This is a genomic window from Sphingorhabdus sp. (genome assembly GCF_044374345.1).
Taxonomy (GTDB): Bacteria; Pseudomonadota; Alphaproteobacteria; order Sphingomonadales; family Sphingomonadaceae; genus Sphingorhabdus_B.
Genome location: NZ_JBILOS010000001.1, coordinates 1 through 26,457, shown reverse-complemented (window position 1 = coordinate 26,457; position 26,457 = coordinate 1). Strand labels below are relative to the sequence as shown.

The 26,457-nt window shown below is 56.0% G+C and carries 26 protein-coding genes; 10 read left to right on the top strand and 16 right to left on the bottom strand.

Translation table 11 applies throughout. The annotated features are described in order from the left end of the window. The first annotated feature begins 10 nt into the window (after positions 1–10). Positions 11–877, top strand: a complete 867-nt coding sequence (locus tag ACIQ5B_RS00130; protein WP_395635418.1) for an LOG family protein — start codon at positions 11–13, stop codon at positions 875–877. A gap of 10 nt (positions 878–887) precedes the next feature. On the opposite strand, the gene ACIQ5B_RS00125 is transcribed toward ACIQ5B_RS00130, so the two are convergent. Next, positions 888–1,523: a c-type cytochrome gene (locus tag ACIQ5B_RS00125; protein ID WP_395628116.1), complete on the bottom strand. Its 636-nt coding sequence runs from the start codon at positions 1,521–1,523 to the stop codon at positions 888–890. A 146-nt stretch (positions 1,524–1,669) separates the two neighbouring features. Here ACIQ5B_RS00125 and ACIQ5B_RS00120 point away from each other — a divergent pair, with 146 nt between their 5' ends. Next, positions 1,670–2,563: a prephenate dehydratase gene (locus ACIQ5B_RS00120; protein ID WP_395628115.1), complete on the top strand. Its 894-nt coding sequence runs from the start codon at positions 1,670–1,672 to the stop codon at positions 2,561–2,563. Positions 2,564–2,593: 30 nt separating this feature from the next. Here ACIQ5B_RS00120 and polA read toward each other — a convergent pair whose 3' ends face one another. Both polA and ACIQ5B_RS00110 read right to left on the bottom strand, forming a co-directional pair. Then, the gene (gene polA, locus ACIQ5B_RS00115; protein WP_397597233.1) at positions 2,594–5,410 is read right to left on the bottom strand and encodes a DNA polymerase I; all 2,817 of its coding nucleotides are present in this window, start codon (positions 5,408–5,410) and stop codon (positions 2,594–2,596) included. A gap of 90 nt (positions 5,411–5,500) precedes the next feature. Next, the gene (locus tag ACIQ5B_RS00110; protein ID WP_397597232.1) at positions 5,501–6,382 is read right to left on the bottom strand and encodes a DMT family transporter; all 882 of its coding nucleotides are present in this window, start codon (positions 6,380–6,382) and stop codon (positions 5,501–5,503) included. A gap of 165 nt (positions 6,383–6,547) precedes the next feature. Here ACIQ5B_RS00110 and ACIQ5B_RS00105 point away from each other — a divergent pair, with 165 nt between their 5' ends. Continuing rightward, the gene (locus ACIQ5B_RS00105; protein WP_397597231.1) at positions 6,548–8,080 is read left to right on the top strand and encodes a CpaF family protein; all 1,533 of its coding nucleotides are present in this window, start codon (positions 6,548–6,550) and stop codon (positions 8,078–8,080) included. Positions 8,081–8,089: 9 nt separating this feature from the next. Here the strand turns inward: ACIQ5B_RS00105 and ACIQ5B_RS00100 are convergent, their stop codons facing one another. Then, the gene (locus ACIQ5B_RS00100) at positions 8,090–8,305 is read right to left on the bottom strand and encodes a hypothetical protein (RefSeq protein ID WP_397597230.1); all 216 of its coding nucleotides are present in this window, start codon (positions 8,303–8,305) and stop codon (positions 8,090–8,092) included. Between the two features lie 21 nt (positions 8,306–8,326). Next, positions 8,327–9,142: a carbon-nitrogen hydrolase family protein gene (locus ACIQ5B_RS00095; protein ID WP_397597229.1), complete on the bottom strand. Its 816-nt coding sequence runs from the start codon at positions 9,140–9,142 to the stop codon at positions 8,327–8,329. Between the two features lie 183 nt (positions 9,143–9,325). Between ACIQ5B_RS00095 and galE the strand changes: the two genes are divergently transcribed. Genes galE through hslU form a run of 3 tightly spaced genes read left to right on the top strand, consistent with a single transcriptional unit; the run spans position 9,326 to position 12,289 of the window. After that, entirely contained in the window at positions 9,326–10,330 is a 1,005-nt protein-coding gene (galE, locus tag ACIQ5B_RS00090) for a UDP-glucose 4-epimerase GalE (RefSeq protein WP_397597256.1), read from the top strand. Positions 10,331–10,373: 43 nt separating this feature from the next. Next, positions 10,374–10,940 (top strand): ATP-dependent protease subunit HslV, encoded by a 567-nt coding sequence (gene hslV / locus ACIQ5B_RS00085; protein ID WP_397597228.1) that lies wholly within the window; start codon positions 10,374–10,376, stop codon positions 10,938–10,940. 47 nt (positions 10,941–10,987) lie between these two features. Further along, positions 10,988–12,289: an ATP-dependent protease ATPase subunit HslU gene (hslU, locus tag ACIQ5B_RS00080; RefSeq protein ID WP_397597227.1), complete on the top strand. Its 1,302-nt coding sequence runs from the start codon at positions 10,988–10,990 to the stop codon at positions 12,287–12,289. Positions 12,290–12,328: 39 nt separating this feature from the next. Here hslU and ACIQ5B_RS00075 read toward each other — a convergent pair whose 3' ends face one another. Beyond that, positions 12,329–15,205, bottom strand: coding sequence for a M16 family metallopeptidase (locus ACIQ5B_RS00075; RefSeq protein ID WP_397597226.1), 2,877 nt, complete (start codon positions 15,203–15,205; stop codon positions 12,329–12,331). Between the two features lie 60 nt (positions 15,206–15,265). Next, positions 15,266–16,024, bottom strand: coding sequence for a competence/damage-inducible protein A (locus ACIQ5B_RS00070; RefSeq protein WP_397597225.1), 759 nt, complete (start codon positions 16,022–16,024; stop codon positions 15,266–15,268). A gap of 62 nt (positions 16,025–16,086) precedes the next feature. Here ACIQ5B_RS00070 and map point away from each other — a divergent pair, with 62 nt between their 5' ends. Continuing rightward, positions 16,087–16,914, top strand: a complete 828-nt coding sequence (gene map, locus ACIQ5B_RS00065) for a type I methionyl aminopeptidase (protein ID WP_397597224.1) — start codon at positions 16,087–16,089, stop codon at positions 16,912–16,914. Between the two features lie 114 nt (positions 16,915–17,028). Here map and argC read toward each other — a convergent pair whose 3' ends face one another. The 3 genes from argC to ACIQ5B_RS00050 are packed head-to-tail and all read right to left on the bottom strand — an operon-like array spanning position 17,029 to position 20,290. Next, positions 17,029–17,967, bottom strand: coding sequence for an N-acetyl-gamma-glutamyl-phosphate reductase (gene argC / locus ACIQ5B_RS00060; protein WP_397597223.1), 939 nt, complete (start codon positions 17,965–17,967; stop codon positions 17,029–17,031). Continuing rightward, positions 17,964–18,863 (bottom strand): NlpC/P60 family protein, encoded by a 900-nt coding sequence (locus ACIQ5B_RS00055; protein ID WP_397597222.1) that lies wholly within the window; start codon positions 18,861–18,863, stop codon positions 17,964–17,966. The genes argC and ACIQ5B_RS00055 overlap by 4 nt, the downstream gene beginning before the upstream one ends. Before the next feature lie 38 nt (positions 18,864–18,901). After that, on the bottom strand, positions 18,902–20,290 hold the full coding sequence (locus tag ACIQ5B_RS00050) for a leucyl aminopeptidase family protein (protein WP_395628103.1): 1,389 nt from the start codon (positions 20,288–20,290) through the stop codon (positions 18,902–18,904). Positions 20,291–20,365: 75 nt separating this feature from the next. On the opposite strand from ACIQ5B_RS00050, the gene ACIQ5B_RS00045 reads away from it, so the two are divergent. Continuing rightward, entirely contained in the window at positions 20,366–20,929 is a 564-nt protein-coding gene (locus ACIQ5B_RS00045) for a hypothetical protein (RefSeq protein WP_397597221.1), read from the top strand. Between the two features lie 22 nt (positions 20,930–20,951). Here the strand turns inward: ACIQ5B_RS00045 and ACIQ5B_RS00040 are convergent, their stop codons facing one another. Continuing rightward, positions 20,952–22,469 (bottom strand): flavin-containing monooxygenase, encoded by a 1,518-nt coding sequence (locus tag ACIQ5B_RS00040; RefSeq protein ID WP_397597220.1) that lies wholly within the window; start codon positions 22,467–22,469, stop codon positions 20,952–20,954. Between the two features lie 114 nt (positions 22,470–22,583). On the opposite strand from ACIQ5B_RS00040, the gene ACIQ5B_RS00035 reads away from it, so the two are divergent. Next, a complete protein-coding gene (locus ACIQ5B_RS00035; RefSeq protein ID WP_397597255.1) occupies positions 22,584–22,895 on the top strand; it encodes an alkylphosphonate utilization protein in 312 nt (103 codons plus the stop codon). 253 nt (positions 22,896–23,148) lie between these two features. Further along, positions 23,149–23,409, top strand: coding sequence for a zf-TFIIB domain-containing protein (locus ACIQ5B_RS00030; RefSeq protein WP_397597219.1), 261 nt, complete (start codon positions 23,149–23,151; stop codon positions 23,407–23,409). A gap of 68 nt (positions 23,410–23,477) precedes the next feature. Here the strand turns inward: ACIQ5B_RS00030 and ACIQ5B_RS00025 are convergent, their stop codons facing one another. The 5 genes from ACIQ5B_RS00025 to ACIQ5B_RS00005 all read right to left on the bottom strand — a co-directional run. Then, entirely contained in the window at positions 23,478–23,687 is a 210-nt protein-coding gene (locus ACIQ5B_RS00025) for a cold-shock protein (protein WP_183939847.1), read from the bottom strand. A gap of 242 nt (positions 23,688–23,929) precedes the next feature. Further along, on the bottom strand, positions 23,930–24,220 hold the full coding sequence (locus ACIQ5B_RS00020; RefSeq protein ID WP_397597218.1) for a hypothetical protein: 291 nt from the start codon (positions 24,218–24,220) through the stop codon (positions 23,930–23,932). Between the two features lie 137 nt (positions 24,221–24,357). After that, positions 24,358–24,870, bottom strand: a complete 513-nt coding sequence (locus ACIQ5B_RS00015; RefSeq protein ID WP_397597217.1) for a hypothetical protein — start codon at positions 24,868–24,870, stop codon at positions 24,358–24,360. A gap of 121 nt (positions 24,871–24,991) precedes the next feature. Then, positions 24,992–25,507 carry a GNAT family N-acetyltransferase gene (locus tag ACIQ5B_RS00010; protein WP_397597216.1) on the bottom strand — a complete coding sequence of 172 codons (516 nt, stop codon included), beginning with the start codon at positions 25,505–25,507 and terminating at the stop codon, positions 24,992–24,994. A gap of 446 nt (positions 25,508–25,953) precedes the next feature. Beyond that, the coding region (locus ACIQ5B_RS00005) for a DUF5677 domain-containing protein (protein ID WP_397597215.1) at positions 25,954–26,457 on the bottom strand (504 nt) is incomplete at its 5' end.

The following is a 26,457-nucleotide window of genomic DNA, read 5'->3' as shown; positions in this document are numbered from 1 at the left end:
ATGCAGGGTAATGACAGACACAAAAATTAACGATCGCCGCTTCTACAAAGCACAACAAGAAGCGGACTTTGCTGAACAGCAACTCTCCACCCCGCAAACGCAAAGCAAGTCTTACCGGCTCGCATTTCAGGACACCGACTTCCTGTTGCGTGAGGATTTACGGCCAGTTCGTTTCCAGCTGGAACTGCTCAAAACCGAAATGTTGCTGGACGAGGCTAACATCGGATCGATGTTGGTGATCTACGGCTCTGCGCGCATTCCCGAAGCCGATGGTGCAGATGCCTTGATCGCGGCCGCAACCGACGAGCGGTCCAAAATCATCGCCGAACGCATGAAGGAAAAGGCGCGTTTCTACGACGAATCCCGTCATCTTGCGCAGCTGGCGGGACAAGCCAATGTAACGGACGAAGAAGGTCGACGCCACTTCGTCGTTTGTTCGGGCGGGGGCCCATCCATCATGGAAGCCGCCAACCGCGGCGCGCACGACGTTGGCGCGGAATCCGTTGGCCTCAATATCGTGCTTCCGCATGAGCAGGCGCCAAATCTGTTTGTGACGCCGCGATTGAGTTTCCAGTTCCACTATTTCGCGTTGCGCAAAATGCACTTCTTGCTGCGTGCACGTGCCGTCGCGGTGTTCCCCGGTGGCTTTGGAACGTTCGACGAATTTTTCGAACTGCTCACGCTTGTCCAAACCGGCAAGATCAAAAAGATGCCGATCCTGCTCTTTGGTCGCGAATTCTGGAACCGTGTTGTGAACTTTGAGGAGCTTATGCTCGAGGGCGTCATCAGCCCACGTGATCTGGAACTTTTCCAGTTTGTAGAAACCGCAGAAGAAGCATGGAATGCTATCTGCGATTTCTACGAAGTCTCAAACTGACTTAAACTGATTACTTTGCTGCAGGTGCAGGTGCAGGCGCTGCAGGCGCTGCGGCATCAGCCGCTGGCGCAGCAGCAGCTTCACCAGTTGCGGCATCAGCAGCAGGTGCTGCGGCGTCGGCTGCTGGTGGCGGTGGCAACGGCAGGTTTGAGCCCTGCGCATTGAGATACGCGATCAAATTTGCGCGTTCTTCGGGGTTACCCAAGCCAGCAAAAGTCATCTTCGTGCCGGGCGCATATTTCTTAGGGTTGGCAAGCCATTTGTCCATGCCTTCGAAGTCCCAGTTGCCGGGAATGCTTTTCAGCGCATCCGAATAGGAAAAGCCCGCAACATGGCCGTGCGGTTTACCCATCGAGGCCCAAAGATTTGGACCAATTCCATTGGCGCCACCTTGCGCAATGGTGTGGCAAGCTGCGCATTTTTTGAAAACCGCTTCGCCCTTTGCAACATCAGCAGTGGCAAGCAATGTTGCAATCGGCACAGCAGCGGCACCACCGGATTCGCCGCCAGCTTCCGCTACAACCGCGAAACCTTCTTTTTCAGGCGCTTTACCATGGAAGTACATGCCCGAGACGATGCTTAGTCCGAGCGCGACGATGCCGCCTGCCAAAACCCAGCCTGCAATTGTGTTACTACGATCATCCATTGGTTATCAGCCCTGAAATGCGGTTTTAAGCCGGCGTCGGTCTGACGTCCGGATTCTCAGGCCCCTCTAATAGTGTCAGTAAGGCCGTGCAAGTGTCCAATTCCAGACTTGCCGGATAAGTTTGGCTATCCTATCGCGATGGCCATATGAACAGTTACCCCGCACCCGCACTCGCTCTTGTCAGAACCATGACTTTAGCTGCGCATGAACAGCCTGCAAAAGCGATTGCCTTTCAAGGTGCGCCCGGCGCAAATTCCCATCTTGCCGCGTTGGAATATGATGCGGATTGCTTGCCCCTGCCCTGTTTCTCGTTCGAAGATGCCATTGACGCCGTCAAAGAAGGATCGGCAGCGCGGGCGATTATTCCGATTGAGAATTCACTGCACGGCCGCGTGGCGGACATCCATTTTCTTCTGCCGGAATCTGGGCTCAGCATCATCGCCGAACATTTCATGCCGATCCGCCATTGCCTGATGGCGAAATCCGCCGATGCGGAATTGAAAACAGCCATGAGCCACCCGCAGGCACTTGGCCAATGCCGCCATTATCTGCGTTCGCATGGCATTATTCCGGTCGCTTATGCAGACACGGCCGCTGCGGCTGCTTTTGTTGCCGCCAATGATGACACGTCGGCTGCTGCCATAGCGCCGCCAATCGCCGCTGAGCTGTACGGCTTGGTCCCGATCAACGACGGTGTTCAGGATGATGCGAGCAATACGACGCGATTTGTCGTGTTGTCGCGTGAACCCGTTAACAACACCGGGGCGACGGGCACATTAATGACGACGCTCATCTTTGAAGTGAAGAACGTCCCTGCAGCCCTGTACAAAGCGATGGGCGGCTTTGCGACCAATGGCGTCAATATGACGAAGCTGGAAAGCTATCAAAACGGCGCAAGCTTTGCCGCGACCGAATTCTTCGCGGATATTGAAGGCGCGCCGGGTGACCCGGCCGTTGACCGCGCGCTGGATGAGCTGCGCTTTCATTGCAACTCGGTCCGCTTGCTCGGCACATATGTGCAAACGCGCAATCGCGGCTGAGCGGGCTTAAACGCCCAGGGCGGCGACGCCTTAGTGTGCCGCACCCCAGCTTGGTCCCGTCCCGATTTCAATACCGAGCGGGACGGTGAGCTTCACCAAAGGTTCGGCTGCCCCGGCCATAATCGCGCGGATGACGTCGCTTGCGGCGGCGACATCCGTCTCTGGCAGTTCGAACACAAGTTCGTCATGTACCTGAAGCAGCATCTTCACATGGCCTAAGCCAGCAGCTTTCAACGCTGGCCCCATTTGCACCATCGCGCGCTTAATGATGTCAGCGCTTGTCCCCTGAATCGGCGCATTGATTGCAGCGCGTTCACTGCCCTGCCGTTCTGCCTGATTGGGCGACGTGATGCGCGGAAACCATGTTTTCCGGCCGAACAATGTCGTCGAGTGCCCGCATTCGCGGACTGTGGCCATCGTCTCCTGAATATAATTTGAAATGCCCGGGAAGCGTTGAAAATAGGCGTCGATAAGCGCCTGCGCTTCGTCAGGCGTCGATTCCAAACGCTTCGAAAGACCCCAGCGGGAAATGCCATATAGAATCGAAAAGTTGATGGTTTTGGCGCGGCCACGTGTGTCGCGGTTTACTTCGCCGAACAGTTCCAATGCCGTGCGCGCATGAATGTCTTCGCCCTTTTCAAAGGCATCGCGCAAGGGCTCCACATCCGCAAAATGCGCCGCGAGTCGGAGCTCGATTTGGCTATAGTCAGCAGACAGGATCACATTGCCGGGTTCGGCCACAAAAGCGTCGCGGATCTGCCGACCGGTTTCGGTACGAATGGGAATATTCTGCAAGTTCGGATCGGTCGATGACAGCCGCCCGGTTTGTGCGCCGACTAGGCTATAGCTTGTGTGCACACGGCCTGTTTTCGGGTCAATCTGCTGTTGCAGGCTGTCGGTATAGGTTGATTTGAGCTTGGCCAGTTGCCGCCAATCCAGAACCTTGCGTGCAATGTCGATGCCCTGCCCCGCCAGATCTTCCAGCACGGTCACATCGGTCGAATATTGCCCCGATTTACCCCTTTTACCGCCCTTATAGCCCATTTTTCCAAACAGGATTTCGCCCAACTGCTGTGGGCTGCCGATCGTAAACGGTTGTCCGGCGAGGGCGTGAATTTCCTTTTCGAGCAGCTCCATTTGCGCCGCGAATTCAGACGACAATCGCGCCAACACCGCTCGGTCGACTTTAATGCCTAAGCATTCCATCTGCGACAGGACGGGCACAAGCGGGCGGTCCACCAGTTCATAGACGCTGGTCGCCTTTTCAGGGCTCAGCCGTAACTTTAGGTGGTGCCACAGCCGCAAGGTCACATCGGCATCTTCCGCCGCATAACAGGTCGCATCGGACAGCGGGACGGCGGCAAACCCAATCTGGCTTTTACCGGTTCCGGTGACGCTTTTATAAGAGATGCATTCATGCCCCAAATGCGTTTTGGCGAGTTCATCCATGCCATGCAGTTGACGACCCGCATCCAAGGCGAAGCTCATGACCATCGTGTCATCATAGGGCGTTATGTGCACATCATGCCGCGCCAACACCGACATGTCATATTTCAGATTCTGGCCAATTTTCAGCACGCTTGGGTCGCTGAGCAGTGGGCGCAACCGTTCCAAAGCTATGTTCAGTGCGATCTGAACCGGTTTTTCCGCGAACATATCGGTGCCGCCATGTGCCAGCGGGACATAACATGCCTCCCCCGGTGCGACCGCCAGGCTGAAGCCCACAAGATTGGCGCTCGCGGCTTGCAAGCTGTCTGTTTCGGTGTCGAAACCCAAAGTCCCTGTTTCACGGGCGCGGGAAATCCAATGGTCCAGACGACCAACATCCGTGACGCATTCATAGGTCGACACATCAATTTTGGGCATGACCGGCGGCAACGCTGCGGCCCCCGCTGTGGGCGCGGACACGGGGCCATCGACCTTGCTTGCAGCCTTCGGGTTGCCGGCAATCGCTTTATTGGCGGCAGCGGTATTTGCGACATGGCCGATGCGTTTCAAAAGCGAGTTGAACCCATGATGCTCCAAAAACGCAACGAGCGGCTCTTCCGGAATTGCCCCCAAAATCATGTCTTCAATCGCGATGGGCAGCGGGCAGTCGTCTTTCAAAGTCACCAGCACTTTCGACAGACGCGCCTTTTCCGCATGCTCAATCAAATTATCGCGCATTTTGGAGGGCTTCATCGAAGGCGCGGCGGCCAAGACGCTTTCGAGGTCACCAAATTCCTGAATAAGCTTCGTCGCGGTCTTTGGCCCGACGCCGGGGACACCGGGCACATTGTCGACGCTATCGCCCATCAGCGCCAGCACATCGCCAACTCTGTCGGGTTCAACACCAAATTTTTCGTATACTTCCTCGGCGCGAATGCGTTCGTTTTTCATCGTGTCGAACATGTCGATAGATGGTTCCACCAACTGCATTAGGTCCTTGTCGCTGCTGACGATGGTGACATGCCAGCCGGCGGCGCAAGCGGCGCGCGCATAGCTTGCGATCATATCGTCGGCCTCGACATCATCCTCTTCCACCAGCGGTAAAGAAAACGCACGTGTCGCATCCCGGATCATCGGGAATTGCGGCCTTAAATCCTCCGGTGGATCGGGCCTATGCGCCTTATATTGGTCATAGATACGGTTGCGAAATGACTGGCTCGATTTATCGAGGACAACGGCCATATGCGTTGGACCATCCGCTTGATTAAGGTCGTCCGCCAACTTCCACAGCATGGTCGTATAGCCATATACCGCGCCAACTGGCTCGCCATGTTTATTGGTGAGCGGGGGCAGCCGGTGATAGGCACGGAAAATATAGGCGGAGCCATCGACGAGATAGAGATGCTTTTGGTCTGACATGGCGGATCGATAGCAGCCCGTTTTGGCCAAGTCTTTTCCTAATTTGCAGCGGCCGTGTCGCTAACCATATTGCAGGCAATTGCCGTGGAACTATGCGCGCGACGTGCGCCACAAAAGAAGCCCGCTGGCGATAATGATCGCCGACCCGGCAAGCGATGTCATGTCTGGCCAATCGCCAAAAACCAATATGCCGAGCGCGAGTGCCATCAACAATTGGACATATGTCATCGGCGCGATGTCCGCAGCCGAAGCGCGGGTCGTTGCCATAAAAATCAACCAATGCGCAAAGCTTGCACTGACCGCAACGACGGCACAGCGCGCCACGATGGTCCAGTCCGGCATGCCTATATGCAATGTCGCAACGCCCGAAAAATGCCCTAAAACCGCCGCTGTCAGGATGAATGGCACCGCAAGCGACGCGACCAGAAATTGCATCAAAATCGGTGTCCCTGCCCCAGCGACGGCGCGATTACCAATCATCAAAAGCGCCATCGACATGGCAGCTGCGAGCGGCAACAAGGCAACCCAACCCAATTCGGCAACATTGGGCCGCATGATGAGAAGAACGCCGCCAAACGCAATAAATGTGGCCGTCCATTTGGTCACATTCGTCCGTTCGTGCAGGAAAATGGCGCTCAAGACCGCCGTGATCATCGGGCTTGTAAAACCAATTGCCGTAGCCTCAGCCAAGGGCATGACGAAGATCGACAAAAAGAAACAGATGGTTGCCATCGCCACGGCAAATCCGCGCAGGATCTGAACTTTGGGCATGGGCAAAGCAAATCCCTGCCTGCCTTCCTTGAGGTACAACAACGTCCCCAAGCCCAGCGCACCGATCGAATAGCGCAGCGCCGCCACGGCAGTACCGGGCCAGGCACCGGCAATCGATTTGATGACCGCATCGCCCAAAGACAACAGAGCAAAGCCGCAAACGGCATATAAAAGACCCGATCGGGCCGACGATGCATGCACTGGATTTCCCTCGATTACCGTGCCCCCCTTAAAAGTGTTTGCCGGGAATGCAAAGCGGCAGAAATCTTTGTCGGGCAACCCAATAAAAGCAAACTGTTACCGATTTATTCACCATTTGTCGGTAGCCAGAAATCCTTAGTCCATAGAATATCGGAGCGGGATGACGTGAGCGCATTTGGGAAAAAACCGGGTTTGTCTTTAGGGCGCTCATCATTTGGCGTGGCGCGCCCCATGACCGGCGGTGGGCCCTCGATTGCGCAACAGCCAGATGACGCGCCAACGACGGGCGGTGGCGAACAATTTCCACCCATTGAATCGGCAAATTTAACCGGCGGCAATAACGGCGGGCCACAAACCGCCATGCAGGAAGCTATGTCGCGCTTGTCAGACCGTGCAAACAACGCGGCACCAGTCGATGAAGGCCCCCAAGGTTTTGAAGCGTCGGTTCACAAAATCAAAGAACAGGTTCTCCCGCGCCTTTTGGAGCGTGTGGACCCCGAAGCGGCGGCATCGCTGAATAAAGAAGAGCTGACCGAAGAGTTTCGCCCGATCATTTTGGAAGTGCTGGCCGAACTCAAACTGACGCTTAACCGCCGCGAACAATTTGCTTTGGAAAAAGTGCTCGTCGACGAACTGCTCGGCTTCGGTCCGCTTGAAGAGCTGCTCAGCGATCCGGACATTACCGATATCATGGTCAATGGCCCGTTGCAGACCTATATCGAAAAAAAGGGAAAGCTGCAGATTGCGCCGATCCAGTTTCGTGACGAAGAGCATTTGTTCCAGATCGCGCAGCGCATCGTGAACCAAGTCGGTCGCCGCGTTGACCAAACGACGCCTTTGGCCGATGCCCGATTGAAAGACGGTAGCCGTGTGAACGTCATTGTTCCCCCGCTGTCCCTGCGCGGCACTGCCATTTCAATTCGTAAATTTTCTGAAAAGCCCATCACCATCGACATGTTGAAGGGCTATGGTTCGATGAGCGAACCTATGGCCACGGCATTAAAGATCGCTGGGGCAAGCCGGATGAATATCGTCATTTCGGGCGGTACGGGTTCGGGTAAAACGACAATGCTGAACGCTTTGTCGAAAATGATTGACCCCGGCGAGCGCGTTTTGACGATCGAAGATGCCGCCGAGCTTCGGCTTCAGCAGCCGCATTGGCTCCCACTTGAAACGCGCCCTCCGAACTTGGAAGGCGATGGCGCGATCACCATCGGCGATCTTGTGAAGAACGCACTGCGTATGCGCCCTGACCGGATCATCTTGGGCGAAATTCGTGGCGCGGAATGTTTCGACCTCCTCGCCGCAATGAATACCGGCCATGATGGGTCCATGTGTACGCTCCACGCCAACAACCCGCGCGAATGCTTGGGTCGTATGGAAAATATGATCATGATGGGCGACATCAAAATACCCAAAGAAGCCATTTCGCGCCAAATTGCGGAATCTGTCGACCTTATCGTTCAGGTGAAGCGTCTGCGCGATGGTTCACGTCGCACCACCCAGATTACGGAAGTCATCGGAATGGAAGGCGACGTCATTGTCACACAGGATCTGTTCAAATTTGAATATCGCGATGAAGATTCTGACGGCAAAATCCACGGAGAGTGGGTCGCAGGTGGCGTTCGTCCCTATACGCTGGAAAAGGCGCGGCAGTTCGGATTTGACCAGCCGTTCCTTGAGGCGTGCCTCGGCTAGGGTCAGGACCTAAAGCCCTTTAATCGCCAACGCGGCGGCCAATACCGTAATCAGCACGGAAAATACTGTAATGCCGGTCCAGGGCATTATACCGACCTGGTCGAGTTTTGTCCGTTTATGGCGCCGCCGGTCCGCAACACTGCTAATCAGCACCAGTAATGCCGACACCGCGGACAAAGCTGTCCAAAAATGGTCTTGCCAATTCATCAGGGTAAAGCTGCTCATTCCGAAATGCTCGCGGTCATTCTATTCACAAAATCTGGGTTCGGCGATTGCACGGCGGTTTTGATGCACGGGAATTTGCTGCCGAACTTCCGCGATCTTATCGAGATTCAAATCAACAAAAGCGAGCCCGGGCGTGCTTCCCATATCAAGGACGACCTCTCCCCAAGGATCGACCACAAGTGAATGGCCGTACGTCTCACGGCCATCTTCATGTGCCCCGCATTGTGCTGCTGCAATCACGAAACATTCGCTTTCAATCGCGCGTGCCCGCAGCAATGTGTGCCAGTGCGCCGCGCCTGTGGGCACTGTAAATGCCGACGGCAGTGTGATGATATCGACGCCCGCTTTCGCGTAAGCGCTGAACAAGTCTGGAAAACGCATATCGTAGCAAACCGCTAACCCCATTCGCCCCAATGGCGTGTCCACGATTACGGGGGTTTCACCGCCGACATAGGCCGAAGACTCGCGCCAACTTTCGCCGGATTTCAAATCCACATCAAACAAATGAATTTTGTCATAGCGCGCAATAATTTCGCCATTAGCAGAAATAACGATGCTGCGGTTTGCGAGTTGTGGTCCGGCACCATGCACCACCGGAAGAGAACCCAAGTGAACCCATATATTATTGCGATATGCAGCTTCAGCGATGAGTTCAATCGATTCTGTCTGCGCCTCTTCACATATGTGCAAGCGCGCTTCGTCGCGCCTTCGGTTGATCATTATCGACATTTCGGGCGCGAAATACATGACGGCCCCGCCGAGCGCAGCCGCTTCGATCGCCCCGATCATCTCCGAAACGTTCGTCGCTGGCAAAACACCGCTCGTCATCTGGTGCACAGCTACGCGCAAGGAATACCGCCGTTACCACAACCAACCGCAGCATGATTTTGAAGAAACATGGCCATCCAAAATGGTTCGCAGTATTGAATGAAAAATGCAACAGTCCGGAAAATAGAGACACATGAGGGAATGGCACGAAATCCGCGCGTGTCGGCAATCATAATAACGGGAAATGCGACCATGGTACAAAAACTCAACGTCTTGGTGACTGGAGGCGCTGGATATATTGGCAGCCACGCCGTGCTCGCTTTAATCGACGCTGGTCATCGCCCTATTGTTATCGATAATCTGGTAACTGGCTTCCGTTGGGCCGTGGCTGAAGACGCCGGATTCTTCCATGGAGACATCAGCGATTCAGAGCTGGTCGAAAGCATCATTCGCGATGAACATATCGACGCCATCATGCACTTTGCGGGATCAGTGGTTGTACCGGAATCTGTTGAGAACCCGCTAAAATATTACAACAATAACACCGCAAAAAGCCGCAGTTTGCTTGAGACGGCCGTTTCATCCGGCGTCAAACACATGATTTTTTCGTCGACCGCGGCGACATATGGCATCCCCGAAACCAGCCCGGTGCGCGAAGATATGGCGACACAGCCCATCAATCCGTACGGAACATCGAAATTGATGACTGAAATGATGTTGCGCGATGTCGCGGCGGCACATGATTTCAACTATTGCGCGCTGCGTTACTTCAATGTCGCAGGCGCAGATCCACTTGCGCGCACAGGCCAGTCCACCGTCGGGGCGACACATTTGCTAAAAATCGCGGTTGAGGCTGCCCTCGGTAAGCGGGAAAGCGTGAGCGTTTTCGGCACCGACTATGCGACCGAAGATGGGACTGGCGTTCGCGATTACATCCATGTCAGCGATCTCGCTGCGGCGCACGTCATCGCGCTTGAGGCACTTATCGCGGATCCCGCGCGCAGCCACACGCTCAATTGCGGATACGGCCATGGCTATTCGGTGATGCAGGTCCTTGATGCTGTCGACCGCGTGACCAACAAGAAATTGGACCGCAAAATGGAAGGTCGACGCGCTGGAGATCCTGACTCGCTGATTTCTGACAATAAAGCGATCAAGGATCGCTTTGGATGGGAACCGCGCTATGACAATCTGGACCAAATCGTTCAACACGCGCTCGCATGGGAACGCCGCCTGACAGATATTCAAAGCGCCTAAGCCCTCTCTTGCGCTTTGGCGTCAATCGACCCATATCCAAAAAATGGAAAATCACTCTCACGGAAATCCGTCCACTTGGTACGGCACCACCATATTGTCTGTGCGCAAAAACGGCAAAGTCGTCATCGCTGGTGATGGCCAAGTCTCCATGGGTCAAACGGTCATGAAGCCCAATGCCAAGAAGGTCCGTCAGCTGCATGACGGATCCGTCATTGGTGGCTTTGCCGGCGCGACCGCCGATGCGTTCACACTGTTTGAACGACTTGAGCGCAAGCTGGAGCAGCATCGTGGTCAATTGATGCGCGCTGCGGTGGAATTGGCCAAAGATTGGCGCACCGACAAATATCTGCGCAATTTGGAAGCGATGATGATTGTCGCTGACAAAGACGTGACATTGATCCTCACTGGCAATGGCGATGTGCTTGAACCCAATGATGGCATCGCGGCGATTGGGTCTGGCGGCAATTACGCATTGTCAGCAGCACGGGCGCTGGCGGATTATGAGGCAGATGCCGATAAAATGGCACGTCATGCCATGAAAATCGCCTCTGAAATCTGTGTATACACCAACAATCAACTGACCGTTGAGACCTTGGACAGCGCGGCATAACCTGCGCGTCACTTGAACAGCACCGGCAACTTCCCATCTAGGCAGTAATGAAAAACGCTCTGACACCTAAAGCCATTGTGGCTGCTCTTGACGAACATATTATTGGCCAGGCCGACGCGAAACGTGCGGTCGCTGTGGCGCTGCGCAATCGCTGGCGCCGCCAGCGCCTCGGTGCAGATTTGCGCGATGAAGTGACGCCCAAAAACATCCTGATGATTGGCCCCACGGGTTGCGGCAAGACCGAGATATCGCGTCGTCTCGCCAAGCTTGCGGATGCGCCGTTTATCAAGGTCGAAGCGACCAAGTTCACCGAAGTTGGCTATGTCGGTCGGGACGTTGAGCAGATCGCCCGTGACCTAGCTGAAGAGGCCGTCCGTCTTGAGAAAGAACGCCGCCGCGAACATGTGCGTGAGGCCGCCGAAGCCGCAGCGATGGAGCGGATTCTGAAGCCATTGGCGGGCGATACCGCCAGCGAAGCCACGCGCGAGGCATTTCGCCAGCGCATTCGTGATCGCCACATGGACGATGTCGAAATCGAGATTGAAGTGTCGGACAGCCCAACCACGCCGATGGAAATTCCCGGCCTGGGCGGCAATGTCGGCATGATCAACCTTGGCGAAATGATGGGCAAAGCCTTTGGCAAAGACAATCTGAAACGCCGCAAAATGAAGGTCCCCGACGCTTGGAACAAGCTGGTCGAGGAAGAGTCTGAAAAGCGTCTTGACCAAGACGACGTCAACCGCGCAGCTTTGGCGGACGCGGAAGCCAATGGGATCGTCTTTCTGGACGAGATCGACAAGATTGCCGTGTCGGATGTGCGCGGAGGATCCGTTAGCCGTGAAGGCGTCCAGCGCGACCTGCTGCCATTGATCGAAGGCACGACAGTGGCGACCAAATATGGCCCCATGAAAACCGACCATGTGCTGTTTATCGCATCAGGCGCGTTCCACATTTCAAAGCCTAGCGACATGCTGCCTGAATTGCAGGGTCGTCTGCCCATCCGTGTTGAATTTCGCGCATTGGAGCATGCCGATTTCGTTCGTATCCTCTCGGAAACCCGCGCCAATTTGCCGCAGCAATATACAGCGTTACTGGCAACTGAAGAGGTCACGCTCGAATTTAGCGACGATGCGATTGATGCCATCGCGCGCATTGCGGTGGATGTGAACTCGACGGTTGAAAATATCGGCGCACGGCGGCTGCAAACGGTTATGGAAAAGCTGCTGGAAGATATCAGCTTCGATGCCGAAGACCGCAAGGGTGACGTAATCGTGATCGACGCGGACTATGTGCACAAGCAGCTATCGGGCATCGCAAAAGACACCGACCTATCCAAATATGTGCTTTGACGCTGTCCGCCTAAGCGGATTGTAAGGACAAAAGGAGCGTCAGCGCGAATTTGGGGCGTCTGCATTCGCAGACTGCGGTGCAACCACAAGCTTCCACGCCTTGTCCTTGACGAAATAGCGCTTTGCCAGTGCTTGTAATATCTCGGGCGTCACGCTGTTATAATCACTGTAAAGCGTCCCCAATGCAGCGAAGCGTTCAGGATCATATGTCGACCCCTTGAGCTGGTTGAGCCAAAATGTGTTGCCTGACGCGGCGCGCTCAATGGCTTGCTTGGTCGGCTCGACCGCACGCTGCAGTTCATCGGCGCTCACAGGATTAGCGATCAAATCCGCCGCAACCGAATCCGCGAATGCAAAAAAACGGTCCACGTCGGTTGGTTTGACCTGCGTATAGGCCATCAAATATCCACCGCTGTTGAAATTGATGGGCCAATTGGCCGTCATGTCGGGACTGTAGCTTGCGGCCTGCTCCGCACGGAATTTCTCAAACAGGCGGTCACGGAAAATTGCTGCTAATGTTTCCAGCTGCCGTCCTTCGCTGATGCCGGCAATCCCGCCGCCGGTGGGCCATGCCATCACCGCCGCCGCCTGATCACCAGCGCCGCGATGCGTCAGCTTTATGGGGGTCGCGGTCGGCGCTGGGAAACGGACATCGCGCGCCGCTGCCGCGACGGGCATAGGCACGCGCGGCGACAAAGCACCAAAGCTTTTTTCCAACGCCGCAACCGCCGCGGCCTTGTCGAAGTCCCCAAAGAGAAGAACCTCAACGGGTCCCTGCGCCATCAGTGGCTTCCAATATGCTTCGAACTTGGCTGCATCGACTTTCGCAACATCCGCCGGTGCCGCGGCTTTCCAGCGTGGGTCATTGTTGCGTAGCAGATATTCCAAATCACGCTGCAACACCGAGGTCGCCGACATTTCGAAACTCGCATAACCCGACGTCGCGAGCGCCTTTGCCCGTTCAACGGGCGCCGGGTCCCAACCGGGATGCTCGATCTTTGTGGCGATTAACGTCAACTGATCCGCAAGGTCATCAGGCCGCGTATTTGCGCCAAACTGGAATGCATCATCATCAATGGAGAAGTTGAGTTCAATGCGCCGACCATTGACCATCTGGTCAATTTCCGTGCGCTTGAGGTTGCCAATGCCATTTTCCGGCAAGACGATCGGCCCTGCCCACAGCAAGCTGCCATTGTCAGGGGTAACGGCTTGGTAGCCGCGGCCAAAACGGACGAGCACGCGAATCTGGTCGCTTTCGGCCTTGTTCGGATACAGCAACGCCCGCACGCCGTTGGACAGTTCAAGCCGGGTCATCTCCAACCGTGATATTGTCTCCTCGCTCACCATCTTGCCGGGTGCGCCCAACTTCGGCAGCGCCGCAAAGCCAAGGGTATTTTCGGATAAACGCGCCGTCGTATTCGCCGACACGGCTGCATTTAAGGCGGCAAGCGCACGATTGTCTGCGTCCGCTATCGGCACGGGTGAAGACAGCATCAACCGTGTTGCATCGGCCGTGAACAACTTTTGGGTCGATGCCAGCAGCCGCTGCGGCGTAAACTTGTCCTTCATGCCCTCAAACACCTGAACGACCGTTTTGGGCGCGGCCACCGTTTCCCGAATATCCACGGCATTGACGATATCATCCGCTTGCTTCGCGGCGGCTTCAAACGGATAGCTGTCGAGCATTGTGCGCAACGCATTTCCGAAAAGCGTTGTCTCACGCTCGATATCCGCAACCGATGGTGGCGTGGCAATAGCGTCGGCGATGACGGCGCGGACATCCCGCGTAGCCGCTTCCCATTTGTCGCCAACGGGGGTGATCGACACCAAAGTCGCGTCCGCGGTGCGCGAAATATCTTCCTGTGCGATTTCAGCGAACAGATAATTGCCGCCGCTGCGCGCCTGCACCTCAAGCCTGCGATTGATGATCTGAAGCGCAAGGGCGTCAATCAACAACTGCTCATTATACGCAATCGTATCGTTAACTTTCCGCCAAGGGCGCAGATACGCAATGCTGACGGTGGTGGGCAATGTTGGTTCAATCAGCACGCGCGTCGGGGTGCCTTGGGGTGTTGGGTCGCCAAAGGCAGGCTCAGGCGCGCGGGCGCCCTTCCCTTTCCAGTCGTTGAAATATTTCTGCACCAAATTGGCCAGTTGCGCGGGTTCCATATCGCCAGCCATGACGACGACTGCATTTTCGGGCCGATACCAACGGTCATGAAATGCACTCAAACGTAAGGCGTCGGCCGCCTGCAATGTTTCAGGCGTACCGATCGTCGACCGGTTTGCCAACCTCTGTCCCTGAAATGCGTGCTGGCGCAGGGCATCGCTATAGACCATTTGCGCGCCGCTATTTTCGCGCATCTCGGCCAGGACGATAGCACGTTCGGCATATAAGGCACTGGGCGAGATACGCGGATTGCGGATCATGCCCGAAATGATTTTGACCGACTCGTCCAGCTTTTTGGGCGTCGCATTGGGCAGGTCGAGCTTGTAGACCGTCTGCGTCGGGGTCGTCTGCGCATTGCTGTCGCTGCCAAAGGTGACGCCGAACCTTTGCCAAATGCGCTTGGCCTCGCCATCGGGCACAAAGGTTGACCCACGGAAGGACAAATGTTCGATCAGATGCGCAAAACCTTGCTCGTCATTATTTTCATGCAGCGCGCCTGCATCGATCCGCACGCGAATGGACACCTGCCCCGCAGGCACATCATTTTTCTTCACCGCATAGCGCAGCCCATTGGGCAGCACACCAAAGGTCCAGCTGTCGTCAACCGGAACGTCGCTGCCTTCGTACAGCCACGGAACTTTGGCCGCCTTTGCCGCGACCGATGCGGCGGGCGCCACATTTTGTGCGTATGCAGCGGTGGAGAGCAAAAGGGCTGCGAAAACGAGCGATTGAGTGAATTTGCGCATTACAATCCCCATAACGGAACGAAGGCTTGACTGCACATGAACGCGCTGACGAACCTGCGCTTAAATTCCACCATCGACGGTATCATAGCCTAAGCCGTGCAAGCCAAACTTGAGCGCGTCGATGCATTTGGCGAGTTGGCCTGCGTCGGTTGTCCGGACAACGAAGTTCGCCCCGACCTTGCCTTCGCGGAAAAACGGGTAGCTGCCGATCTGACAACCTTCATGCTGCTTTTCGGTATCGCCCAACAATTTGGCAACTTCGCTTTCGGCCACCCAGCAGCCGATTTGTTGTGACAACAAGGGCGCGCCACCCTCCAAACTACCGGTCAGGGCATCCAACATACCGGCGGTGATATGTGGCACGCCGGCCATGATGAAGATGTTGCCATGGCGAATGCCGGGCGCGCCTGACATCTTATTGGGGATAAGGTCCGCGCCATCGGGCACACGCGCCATGCGCAGGCGGCCCGGGTTAATGCCGCCACGTGTTTCATAATAAGCATGCAGGACGGCGCTTGCCTCTGGATGAATAACAACATCGACGCCGAGCGCTGCCGCGATCGCGTCAACCGTAATGTCATCATGCGTCGGGCCAATGCCGCCGGTGGTAAACAGATAGTCATTGCGCGCACGCAAGATGTTCACCGCCTCTATAATGGCATCCATATCATCGGCGACCACACGCACTTCGCGCAAGCGAATGCCTTGAATATTGAGCCAAAGCGCAATCTGTGCGACATTTTTGTCCTGTGTTCGGCCAGAGAGGATCTCGTCGCCGATGATTACAAGCGCTGCGGTATATATGCGGGAATCTGTCATACGCACGCGATAGCATAATTCACCCCCTCGCAAAGTGCGGATTATTGCCTTATATCGCCTGCATGGAACAATATGTAAGCGTTACGCCCGAAGAGGCGATGCAGGCCCGCGACGGGGTCATCAAATTACACGGGGCCGAAGGCTTTGAAGGCATGCGCAAGGCCGGCCGCCTTGCCGCCGAAATCCTCGACGCATTGGTGCCGCATGTCGTGCCGGGTGTCAGTACCGAGGAGCTGGACGATATCGTCCGCGAGATGACGATGCGCGGTGGCGCAGTGCCAGCAACCCTTGGCTATCGCGGTTACACGCACAGCTGCTGCATTTCGATCAACCATGTCATTTGCCACGGCATTCCATCGGACAAGAAATTGAAGGACGGGGACATCGTCAACATCGACGTCACGCCGCAGCTGAATGGCTGGCACGGCGACACCAGCCGTATGTTCCTTGTCGGCGACGTGCCGGTAAAGGCAAAGCGCTTGGTCGACGTGACCTATGAATGCCTGATGCTCGGCATCGAAGCCGCCAAGCCCGGCAACCGCGTCGGCGACATTGGCCACGCGATCCAGACCCATGCCGAAAAGCACCGCTATGGCGTCGTCCGCGATTTCTGCGGCCATGGCCTTGGCCAATTATTCCACGACGCCCCCGAAATCGTCCATGTTGGTCGCCCCAGCACTGGGCCAGAGCTGCGCCCCGGCATGATTTTCACCATCGAACCCATGATCAACATCGGCAAGGCAGCCGGCAAAGTCCTCGACGATGGCTGGACGGCCGTCACGCGCGACCGTTCATTGAGCGCGCAGTTCGAACACAGCATCGGCATCACCGAAGACGGCTGCGAGATATTTACGAGCAGCCCGAAGGGGTGGCATCAGCCGCCTTATTGAGGTTTCTACCACGTCATGCTGAACGCGTTTCAGCATCTTACTTTTTGCGCGTTGTTGAAATTAAGACCCTGAAACAAGTTCAGGGTGACGCGGTGTTACATCCGATTGTCGCGCTTACAACCGCAACCCAATCGTCTCGTCCAATCCGGCCATGATGTTCAGGTTCTGCAACGCCGCCCCGCTGGCGCCTTTGCCGAGATTGTCGAGCAATGCCAGCAAGCGGACTTGCGCGCCGTCGGGTGAGCCGAGGACGTAGAGGTCAAGCCTGTCGGACGGTTCTTGGTCGGCGCGGATCAGCAGTTCCGCTGGCGGCGCGTCTTGGTGCACTTTGACGACGAGCGAATTGGCATAATGCTTAGCCAGCGCAGCGTGCATTTCGTCGGGATCATCGCTGCCGGGCATGACCGAGATGGGCAGCGGCACCTCCACCACCATGCCCCGGAACGCGCGCACCACGGCGGGTGAGAATATCGGCGCGAGGCCGAGCCCTGCATGTTGCTGCATTTCGGCGACATGCTTGTGGTTCAGATCAAGGCCATAGGTGCGAAAGCCGATATCTGCGCCCTCGCCGCCTTCGAACCGTTCAATCAATGCTTTCCCGCCGCCCGAATAGCCCGACACCGCGTTGACGCTGTAGGGCCAGTCTGCGGGGATCAATCCGGCCGCGACCAAGGGTGCAACCAGCCCCAAAAAGCCAGTGGGGTAGCAACCGGGATTGCTGACAAGGCGCGCATTGGCAATCCGGTCGTGTTGGCCGGTGCGATATTCGGGGAAGCCATAGGCCCAGTTCGGGTTCACACGATGCGCGGTCGATGCGTCGATGATGCGCGTGTGGCTCGACGTCGTCATTGCCACCGCCTCTTTTGCCGCATCGTCGGGCAAGCACAGGATGACAAAGTCAGCATCGTTCAATGCCTCGCGTTTCGCAGCGGGGTCCTTACGTTTGTCATCATCGAGCGTGATGAGCGTGAATTCCGCACGCCCAGCGAGCCGGTCCGCGATTTCAAGGCCGGTTGTGCCCGATGCGCCGTCGATGAAGATCGATTTGGTCATTTTACCCGCTTACGCGCAACAATCGCTTCATCATGCGCGGCAAAGCGTGCCGCCGCATCTGTCAGCGGTTCAACGCTAACCGCCATCGCGGTTCCATTGGCGTGGATGATGTTCTCGGCATCGGCCATGATACCAACATGGCCGGGGAAGAAAACCAGATCGCCGCGCTGCAACGCGTCGCCCTCGGCCAATTCTTCGCCAAATTCTGCCATCTGCATATCGGCATCGCGTGGCGGCATATGGCCCTTCAGTCCGAACACCAATTGAACAAGGCCCGAGCAATCAATGGCGTCCCCGCTGCGCCCACCCCAGCTGTACGGCGTACCGATCAGCTGTTCTGCCAAATCTGCCGGTGATGCTGCAACGCGTCCGATTTCGGACAAATGGGCCAATGGCACAAAGCCATTTTCGCACGCCAGATACTTACCGCATTCGCTTGGGCTGCCGCAAAGCAACTGCGCACCCATGGGGTAACGCGCCAGCACAGGCGCCTTTGTCGATGGTTCAGAAACCAGTAATGTCGCAGGCGCGCTGACGATATGTGTGGCGTCAAAATCATCGCCAAGCTCGGCAAAGCGGACATAACCCAGATAATTGTCGTGCAGGCAATAGCCCCATGCCCATTCGCCCGCGACATCAAGCACGGCGAACTCCTCACCATGCATTAACGCGCTAACGGGCATGGATGTGGCATGCGCCTCGGCATGAATTTCGGTCACGGGCGCAATGCCGGTGCGCAGCATCGGCACGGCATAATGCGGTGCGAACAGCTTTCCGGCCAGACTGATGTCGGCTAGGTCCCCGCGAATAGGCGTTGTGCGCTTGTCCCCGACAAGGCTGTGCCCACTTAAAGTATATATGGGCCGGTCACCCGCCCCCATGTGTCCGTTTGCCAACGATTTACGCCCCCGAAATTGTAACATGTTATGGCACCCTAACGTGCCGGATATTTGTCCGCCAGATAGCCGAAGACGGCGCGTAATCCAAGGGCTTCGCCGCCCTTTGGCCTGCCAGGCTTATTGGTTGGTCGCCATGCAAAGGTGTCCAGATGTACCCAAGGCACATCATCAGGAACGAATTTCTGCATAAAGAGCGCCGCCGTTACTGCGCCTGCGAACGCCCCGCCGCTGTTTGTCATGTCCGCGATATCGCTATCCAAAAGCTCCAGATAGGGTGCCCATAATGGCATCCGCCACAGCGGGTCAGCCTGCGCCTTTGACGCTGCGATTAACGCGTCGGCTGTTTCATCATCATTGCTGAACATTGCCGGCAAATCAGGACCCAAGGCAACGCGCGCTGCGCCGGTCAGCGTCGCGAAATCGATGATAAGTTCGGGCGTATCCTCAACCGCTTTGGTCAACGCGTCGGCGAGCACAAGGCGCCCTTCCGCATCGGTATTGTCGATTTCAACCGTAATGCCCTTGCGGCTTTTAACGATATCGCCCGGCCGCATAGCATTGCCCGATATGCTGTTTTCGGCAGCAGCGACGAGCATATGCAAGCGTACCGGCAAATGCGCAGACATGATAAGCTCCGCCAGCGCAAGCGCATGGGCAGCGCCGCCCATATCCTTCTTCATCAGCCGCATGCCGCTTGCCGGTTTAATATCAAGACCACCGCTGTCGAACGTTATGCCTTTGCCCACAATCGCGATGCGTGGGTGGCGCGGGTCGCCCCATTCCAGCTCAATCAGCCGCGGCGCATGTTCGCGCGCCGCTGCTTTGCCGACCGCGTGGATGAGCGGGAAGCCCGCTTCCAACGCTTCCCCTGCCGTCACTGTCACATCTGCCTTATGCGCCTTGGCGATGCGCTTAGCCTCGGCCTCAAGCGCGTCGGGACCAAGGTCACCCGCCGGACGGTTAACCAGATCGCGCACGAGCGCTGTGGCGCGCGCCTGAAGCACGATGTTTTGGATCTTGCCGGGATCACGCACGAGCAGCACGCGCGCGCCGGTTACTTTCGGTTCGCTGAGATATTCATGATATCGATACTGACCAAGCATCCACCCAAGCATCGCGTCACCAGCATCGGCATCCAACAACCGATAACTTCCCTCGGGCAGAATGTCCGATAGCTTGGCCAGGTTCCAAACCCCAAGCGCCGAAGCATCGGCGACGCCTACGACGACAGCCCATTCCCCGGGCTTGTCGCCAGGAAGTATCGCACTGTCGTTTACGCTACCTTCAAACTTCTGTGCTTTTACGGCCGTGCGGACAGGGTCGGGTTGCGCAGCAAGCCATAACGCAAAGCCATTTTTATCGACTATGTGGATAGGTGTGGCCGGTTGGCCGTTGTCAGGTTGGATCAGATCGTCATAACGCATGAAGGATGCGATAGCGGCATTGGACCGCGAACGGGAGATAATTCAGAAATGTCACGTATTTTTCTTTTGTTCATTATGTCGATCGCAGCATTGGGCTTATCCGCTTGTAACCGCTCAACCGACGCACGTCCGCCGCTGCCCGCGGAAATAACGGCGGTCGTTAAGCCTTTTTATGAGGCTGTGCGTCGCGGAGACCAAAAGGCGGCCGAAAAATATGTCGCTCCGGGCTTCATTGACGATAGCCGCGTGCAGTTTGCCGAAATGTCGCGGATTTTGAAGGATGCGCCACGACTGGCTCCGGCCATTCAACAGCATCAAGGGTCCGGGGCCTATCTGACGTTCGCTGCTCAGCATGGCAAAATATGGGTTATATCCGAAGTGCGCGTGGTCCGGTACCGCAACAAGCCAATGATCGAATATTGGGATGTCACGACCACCGACAAAGCGCCCGAAATTGTCACGCACGCGCAGGATATGAAACGCTACACCAGTTACGCGCTGATGGCGGTTGCGTTTGCTGCACTGGCCGGGCTTGCTTCACTTATTTGGGTGGTCCGCAACCGTACACATATCATCGCGCCAGAGGCCAGCATTGAAACCCGCCGCGTTGCCGCGACGGTTCGCAATAGGGAGGGCTGATATAGGCCCCACCTTCGGGTAGTTACTCGGCTGCGATCAGCGTTTCCGCATTCTCGTTATGGGAGGCTGCGAAATGCGGTGCCGAAAAGACCATGACTCCGTCATCCACAGGATCTTGAGTCAGGATTTTCTTTTCAGCGGCGTAATTTTGCAGCACGCGCCATGGATGGCGGTCCCCGTTCTTGGGCAGCGTGTCAAAACTGCGGGCGAAATAGCCTGAGCTAAAGTCCGTCACAAATGGCAGCTTGGGCATATCCGGATCATCAAGATGCGGCGTTGCCACAAGCGCGTTTTTGTCATCCATTTTCCACAACAAGCGGCAGACATAATCGGCAACGATATCAGTCTTCAGCGTCCATGATGCGTTGATATAGCCAAACACGCTGGCGAAGTTCGGAATGTCGTTGAACATCACGCCCTTATAATTGAAATGCTCACCAAAATTGACCGCTTCACCGTCCACGCTGATGGCTGCCTTGCCCATCGTGACAAGGTTCAGACCGGTCGCAGTGATCACGATATCGGATTCAATATGCTTACCGGACTTCAACTGAATACCCGTCTTGGTGAAATGGTCGATATGGTCCGTCACCACCTCGGCCTTGCCCTCGGTTATGGCGGTAAACATGTCGCTATCTGGAATCAGACACAGGCGCTGTTCCCATGGGCCATATTTGGGGACGAAATGGGTATCGACATCCACTGAGGCCGGCAGCGCTTCACGGGCCATGTTGACCAGCTTTTCGCCCAGCTTCGCTGGATTGCGGCGGGCATACCAATAAGTGAACCGCTGCATGTTAATGTTGCGCCAGCGCGTCAGCGCATAAGCGATCTTTTCCGGCAAGATTTTACGCACAAATTTGGAGAACGGGTCAATCGCAGGACGCGACACCATGTATGTCGGCGAACGCTGCAGCATCGTCACCTGCGCGCCCTGTTGCGCCATCACGGGCACAATCGTCACCGCGGTCGCGCCTGAACCGATAACCGTTACCTTCTTGCCGCTATAGTCCAGTCCTTCGGGCCAATGCTGCGGGTGAACAATCTGGCCGCCAAAGTCGGCTTCGCCCGGGAAATCGGGCTTATAGCCCTGATCATAGTCATAATAACCTGCGCACATGAACAGGAAGCGCGCAGCAAAGCGCCGTTCCTCGCCGCCGTCCACAGCCTTGGCCGTTACATGCCAGCGCGCATCGGGGCTGGACCAATTTGCCGAGACCACCTTGTGGCCAAAGTGGATGTGCGGCGTGATGCCATATTCATCAGCCGTTTCGTGCACATATTCGTGGATGGATGGGCCGTCAGCGATTGTTTTTTCATGCAGCCATGGTTTGAAGCGATAGCCCAAGGTGTGCATGTCCGAGTCAGACCGGATACCCGGGTACCGGAAAAGGTCCCAAGTGCCGCCCATGTCAGCGCGCTGTTCGACGATGGCATAGCTTTTATTGGGGCATTGCATGGTCAGATGCGCCGCCGCACCAATGCCGGATAAACCAGCGCCTACAATCAATACATCTACAACCGTTTCAGCCTGCGCCATATAACTCTCCACTCTATTATAAAAATCTTACTGACATCATTGCAAATTGCAACCGGCTTTCACCCGCACGTAAATGGCGCTAGGGCGTGGCAATATCAAAGCGGGGATTACATGATGACGGACGGGACCGACGACGAATATGTTTATGACGAGGCATCTGGCGAATGGATCAGTGCGGCCGAAGCCAATGCCAAATCCGAACAGGACGGCGCAGTTGAGGTCCGCGACGCGGTCGGCAATATTCTGGCGGACGGCGATCAGGTGACCTTGATCAAGGACCTGACCGTAAAGGGTGCGGGTCAGACATTGAAGCGCGGAACGCTTATCAAATCCATCCGCTTGACGGGCGATGCGCAGGAAATTGACTGCCGGTTTGACGGGATCAAGGGCCTCGTGCTGCGCGCGGAGTTTGTCCGGAAACGCTAACCGCTGGGGTTCGCGATATCGCTGTTTCTGGCCATATTCGTGCTGTCCGCGATGTGGATGACCGGTGCATTGCTGAATTAACAGCCAGGGTTATTGAAATAGTGCCGACCAATGCCCAACTGCGTTTTGCGGGCCGGGCCCCTCTGGTCGTCACATGACGGCGATGTCGGACCGCTTTAAACCATTAAAGAGGAGACCCGATATGAACCCAGCCGTTGGAATGCCATGCCCTGTTTGCAAGGTCGCGCTTGTCATGAGTGATCGCCAGGGTGTCGAAATCGACTATTGCCCACAATGCCGCGGCGTTTGGCTTGATCGTGGTGAGTTGGACAAGATCATCGAACGCAGCGTTGCTGCCGAGATGCCTGCACCGCAAGCTGCCCCGCAACCCATTCCACCGCAAGCGCCCGCCGGATTTGCACCGCCAGGCTATGGCCACCAGCAGCCGGGCTTTGGCCATGGCTATCCGTATCAAAAGCGGAGGAAGTCATTTCTGGAAGAGCTGTTCGATTAATCCGGCAAGCGCCCCGCACAAAAAAAGGGCCGCCTTTCGGCAGCCCTTTTTTTAAACCTAAAAGCTGATTAATCAGCAGCTGAAAGATTTACAGCCGAAGCTTTACCGTTGCGGCCAATTTCGACTTCGAAATTTACGCGCTGCTCTTTGTCGAGCGAGTGCATGCCAGCAGCTTGAACAGCCGAGATGTGCACGAAGCTGTCATCGCCACCACCATCGGGTGCAATAAAGCCATAGCCTTTATCGGCATTGAAGAATTTTACGGTGCCAGTAGGCATAATATGTTCCTTTCACGAAACAGGTGACCACCGGGCAACAGCGCCAAGTGGGTAGCCAAGTCGTGTTGGGAAAAACGTTGCACGCTCCGCTTATTTCATCAGATACGCGCCTCAAATTCCGTCGCGGTCGACGATAGCGTGTTTGGCTTATACGCCTAATTTACGGCATTAGCAAATAACAAGGTCGAATCCCGCTTTTCCCCTGTTTTCCCGCCATTTTCGCAGGCGTTCAGCCGCCCGCTTTAGCCCAACAGCCGCTTGCGGTTCGCCCGCACATGTTTGGCGTAATGGTCAATACTGCCGCTCACCATGCTTTCGGGGGTAAGCCCGTGCTTTCCGGTCATCAGGTCCGCGCCAAGCGTCATGTTCGCCGCGACCTTTTCGCTCACCATCCGCTCCGCCTCACGCACCGCATTTGGCCCGCCGAGCGCCAGACTGCCCAAGCGCGCGGCAATCACCATGTTGGATTCCGCCGCGAGCGCGAAGGCATCCATGGAAATGTCCAACCAGCTGGGATTTTTCGGCTTCGTCATGATGGTTCAACTTTTGTGGGCGATGAACGCGCAGCATAACGCCGCCTGCGCGTTATGCCAGCCATTCCTATGCCGGCCGCGCATCCAAGGGCCTCCGCCCCGGCAAAAGCGACAAAAGCCACCACGCAGCGCATTTTTCATGTCTCCCTTGTCGCTTTAACCGCCAGCGCCTGCGCCGAAAGCGCCGCGGACAGGCGGGTTTTGGACAATAACGCCGCGTTCAGAACTTTACGGTCAGGTGCGTTCACCACCTCAACCATGCCGCCGCGCATCACGCGCACCGTGGTGACGCCGTTAATCGCCTGATCCAGCGCGGTGTGAAATTGCAGGTCCGCGCCACAGGCAATCGCAATGTCCCACGCCTCGGCAAAGCCAGCCGCCCCTGCCCGTTCGCGCAAGCGATAGGCCGAAGCCCGCCCCATGCCCACCGCCCGCGCCGCCGGGCCAACCGCCCCCATGACCGACAAAGCGGTGATAAAACGCCGCTGCCGCTCCGCGCTCCACCCATCGGCACGGCGGCGCTGCATCGGCACAGGGGTAAAGGCCAACAGATCGTCAAAATCCGCATCGGAACCAGCATCGGAACCGGCGTCAGGGTTTGGGGCGGGGTTGGGATTGGCGTTTGGATAGGGCGGCGATGCATCTGTCATGTCCGCAACAGAAACATAAAGCGGACCATGTAGGAAAGTTGTTTTTTCAGGAAGCAAAACGGAGGCATGCCATTGCGTGTCCCCGGCGCGGCGCGGTCAATATTTGGGGTCAAAGCTGGGGCTAGTCGAACGCAGGAGCGTAGCGAAGCCGGCCTTGGGGTTCTGGCCCAAACAAGCTTTGGGCGCGAAAATAAGGCGCATCACTTGGAACCAATGGCTCTAGTCCCGGAATATTGCGGAAGCCGAAACGCTCATAATAAACAGGATTGCCCACCACTGCGACACCGGCAACCCCGTGCGTTATCAACGCGCTAATCCCTGCTTGAATCAATGCCGATCCGACACCTTTGAGTTGATAATCTGGCAAGACAGATACGGGCGCCATTTGAAGCCAGCCGTAATCCAATCCATCAATTGTTGTTGGGCTAAAACCAACATGACCAATAATCTGATTGATGTCCGTGACCGCGACTAAAGAGAGGTACAAATCGCCCGCCGAGCGGAGCTTGTCTACCAACTCTGCCTCCGTGCCATCACTAAACCACATCGGCTTGAACGCTACATCAACCAGTTCACGGATGTCGGCCACATCGCGGGCTTCTTCCTGTCGAATAGATATGTTTAATGAGCCACTCATCCTAACTGTCGCTTTTTTCGTACAAAGGCGAATGCCCGCTCAATGGGGATGATATTGTCCACCGAGACCTCCATTACGTTTTGGCCGCCGTCTTTTTCAGCAGCTCGATTGGATATCTAATTGAATAGCCGTTAGTTTTCTAGACGCCTTCTGCTTTCACAATCTGCTGCCGTTCGAACGCGACGGGTGACAGCATCCCGTTCCCAGCGTGCTTGCGCAACGGATTATAGAACACAACCCCAAAAGCGCGGTTAATATTTGGGGTTTGTCTTAGGTGTCGCGGTAATTTGTGAGGGTCTGAATATACGAACGGTTCGTATACGAGCCGCTCATACTTGGGCCAATCTGTGATGGTTGCTACCTTCACACTAAGTTTCGGTGACCGTGCGCTCAACTCCTATTCAGTGCACTGTCACCGTAATCATGTCGCTGTAATTCTTCGCCAATTATTGCGGCTCCGCTCCGATTTCTCTTAGAATAGCGCCATAGGGAATATTAGGGTCAGCATCTTGCGCAACCTTTCGCATCGCCCGAGCTAAAAAGTCGAGCGTTGATGGCTTTCTATTCATTTCCTCCAAGGTCACAATTTCAGGCCATCGCGGAACCGCGTCAATTATCTTGAGTATCCGATTAACATCTTTCTCACATTTTGGGCTAAAATGACCTTTTCCTAATCTGAAGAAGAAGCCAACAAAAAGAACAGCGCCGTAGAAACTCGCTAGGTCAGCATAGTAGCGGGAAAAGTTGTGCACTGAGAAACGAAACGGTCCTTCCTCGGGGCCCCAACCTGTGCGCATCAAGGTATTAGGGTTAAAGTGCACGAAATTAGAAGACAGGAAATAGATATACTCATACGTCTGCTTCAATCCTGTTCGTTCAGCCATATCCCTAACTGAAGGGCCATTTCTTTTGTCTTCACCTACCCTCCCCCAAAAGTCCCGAAGTTTATT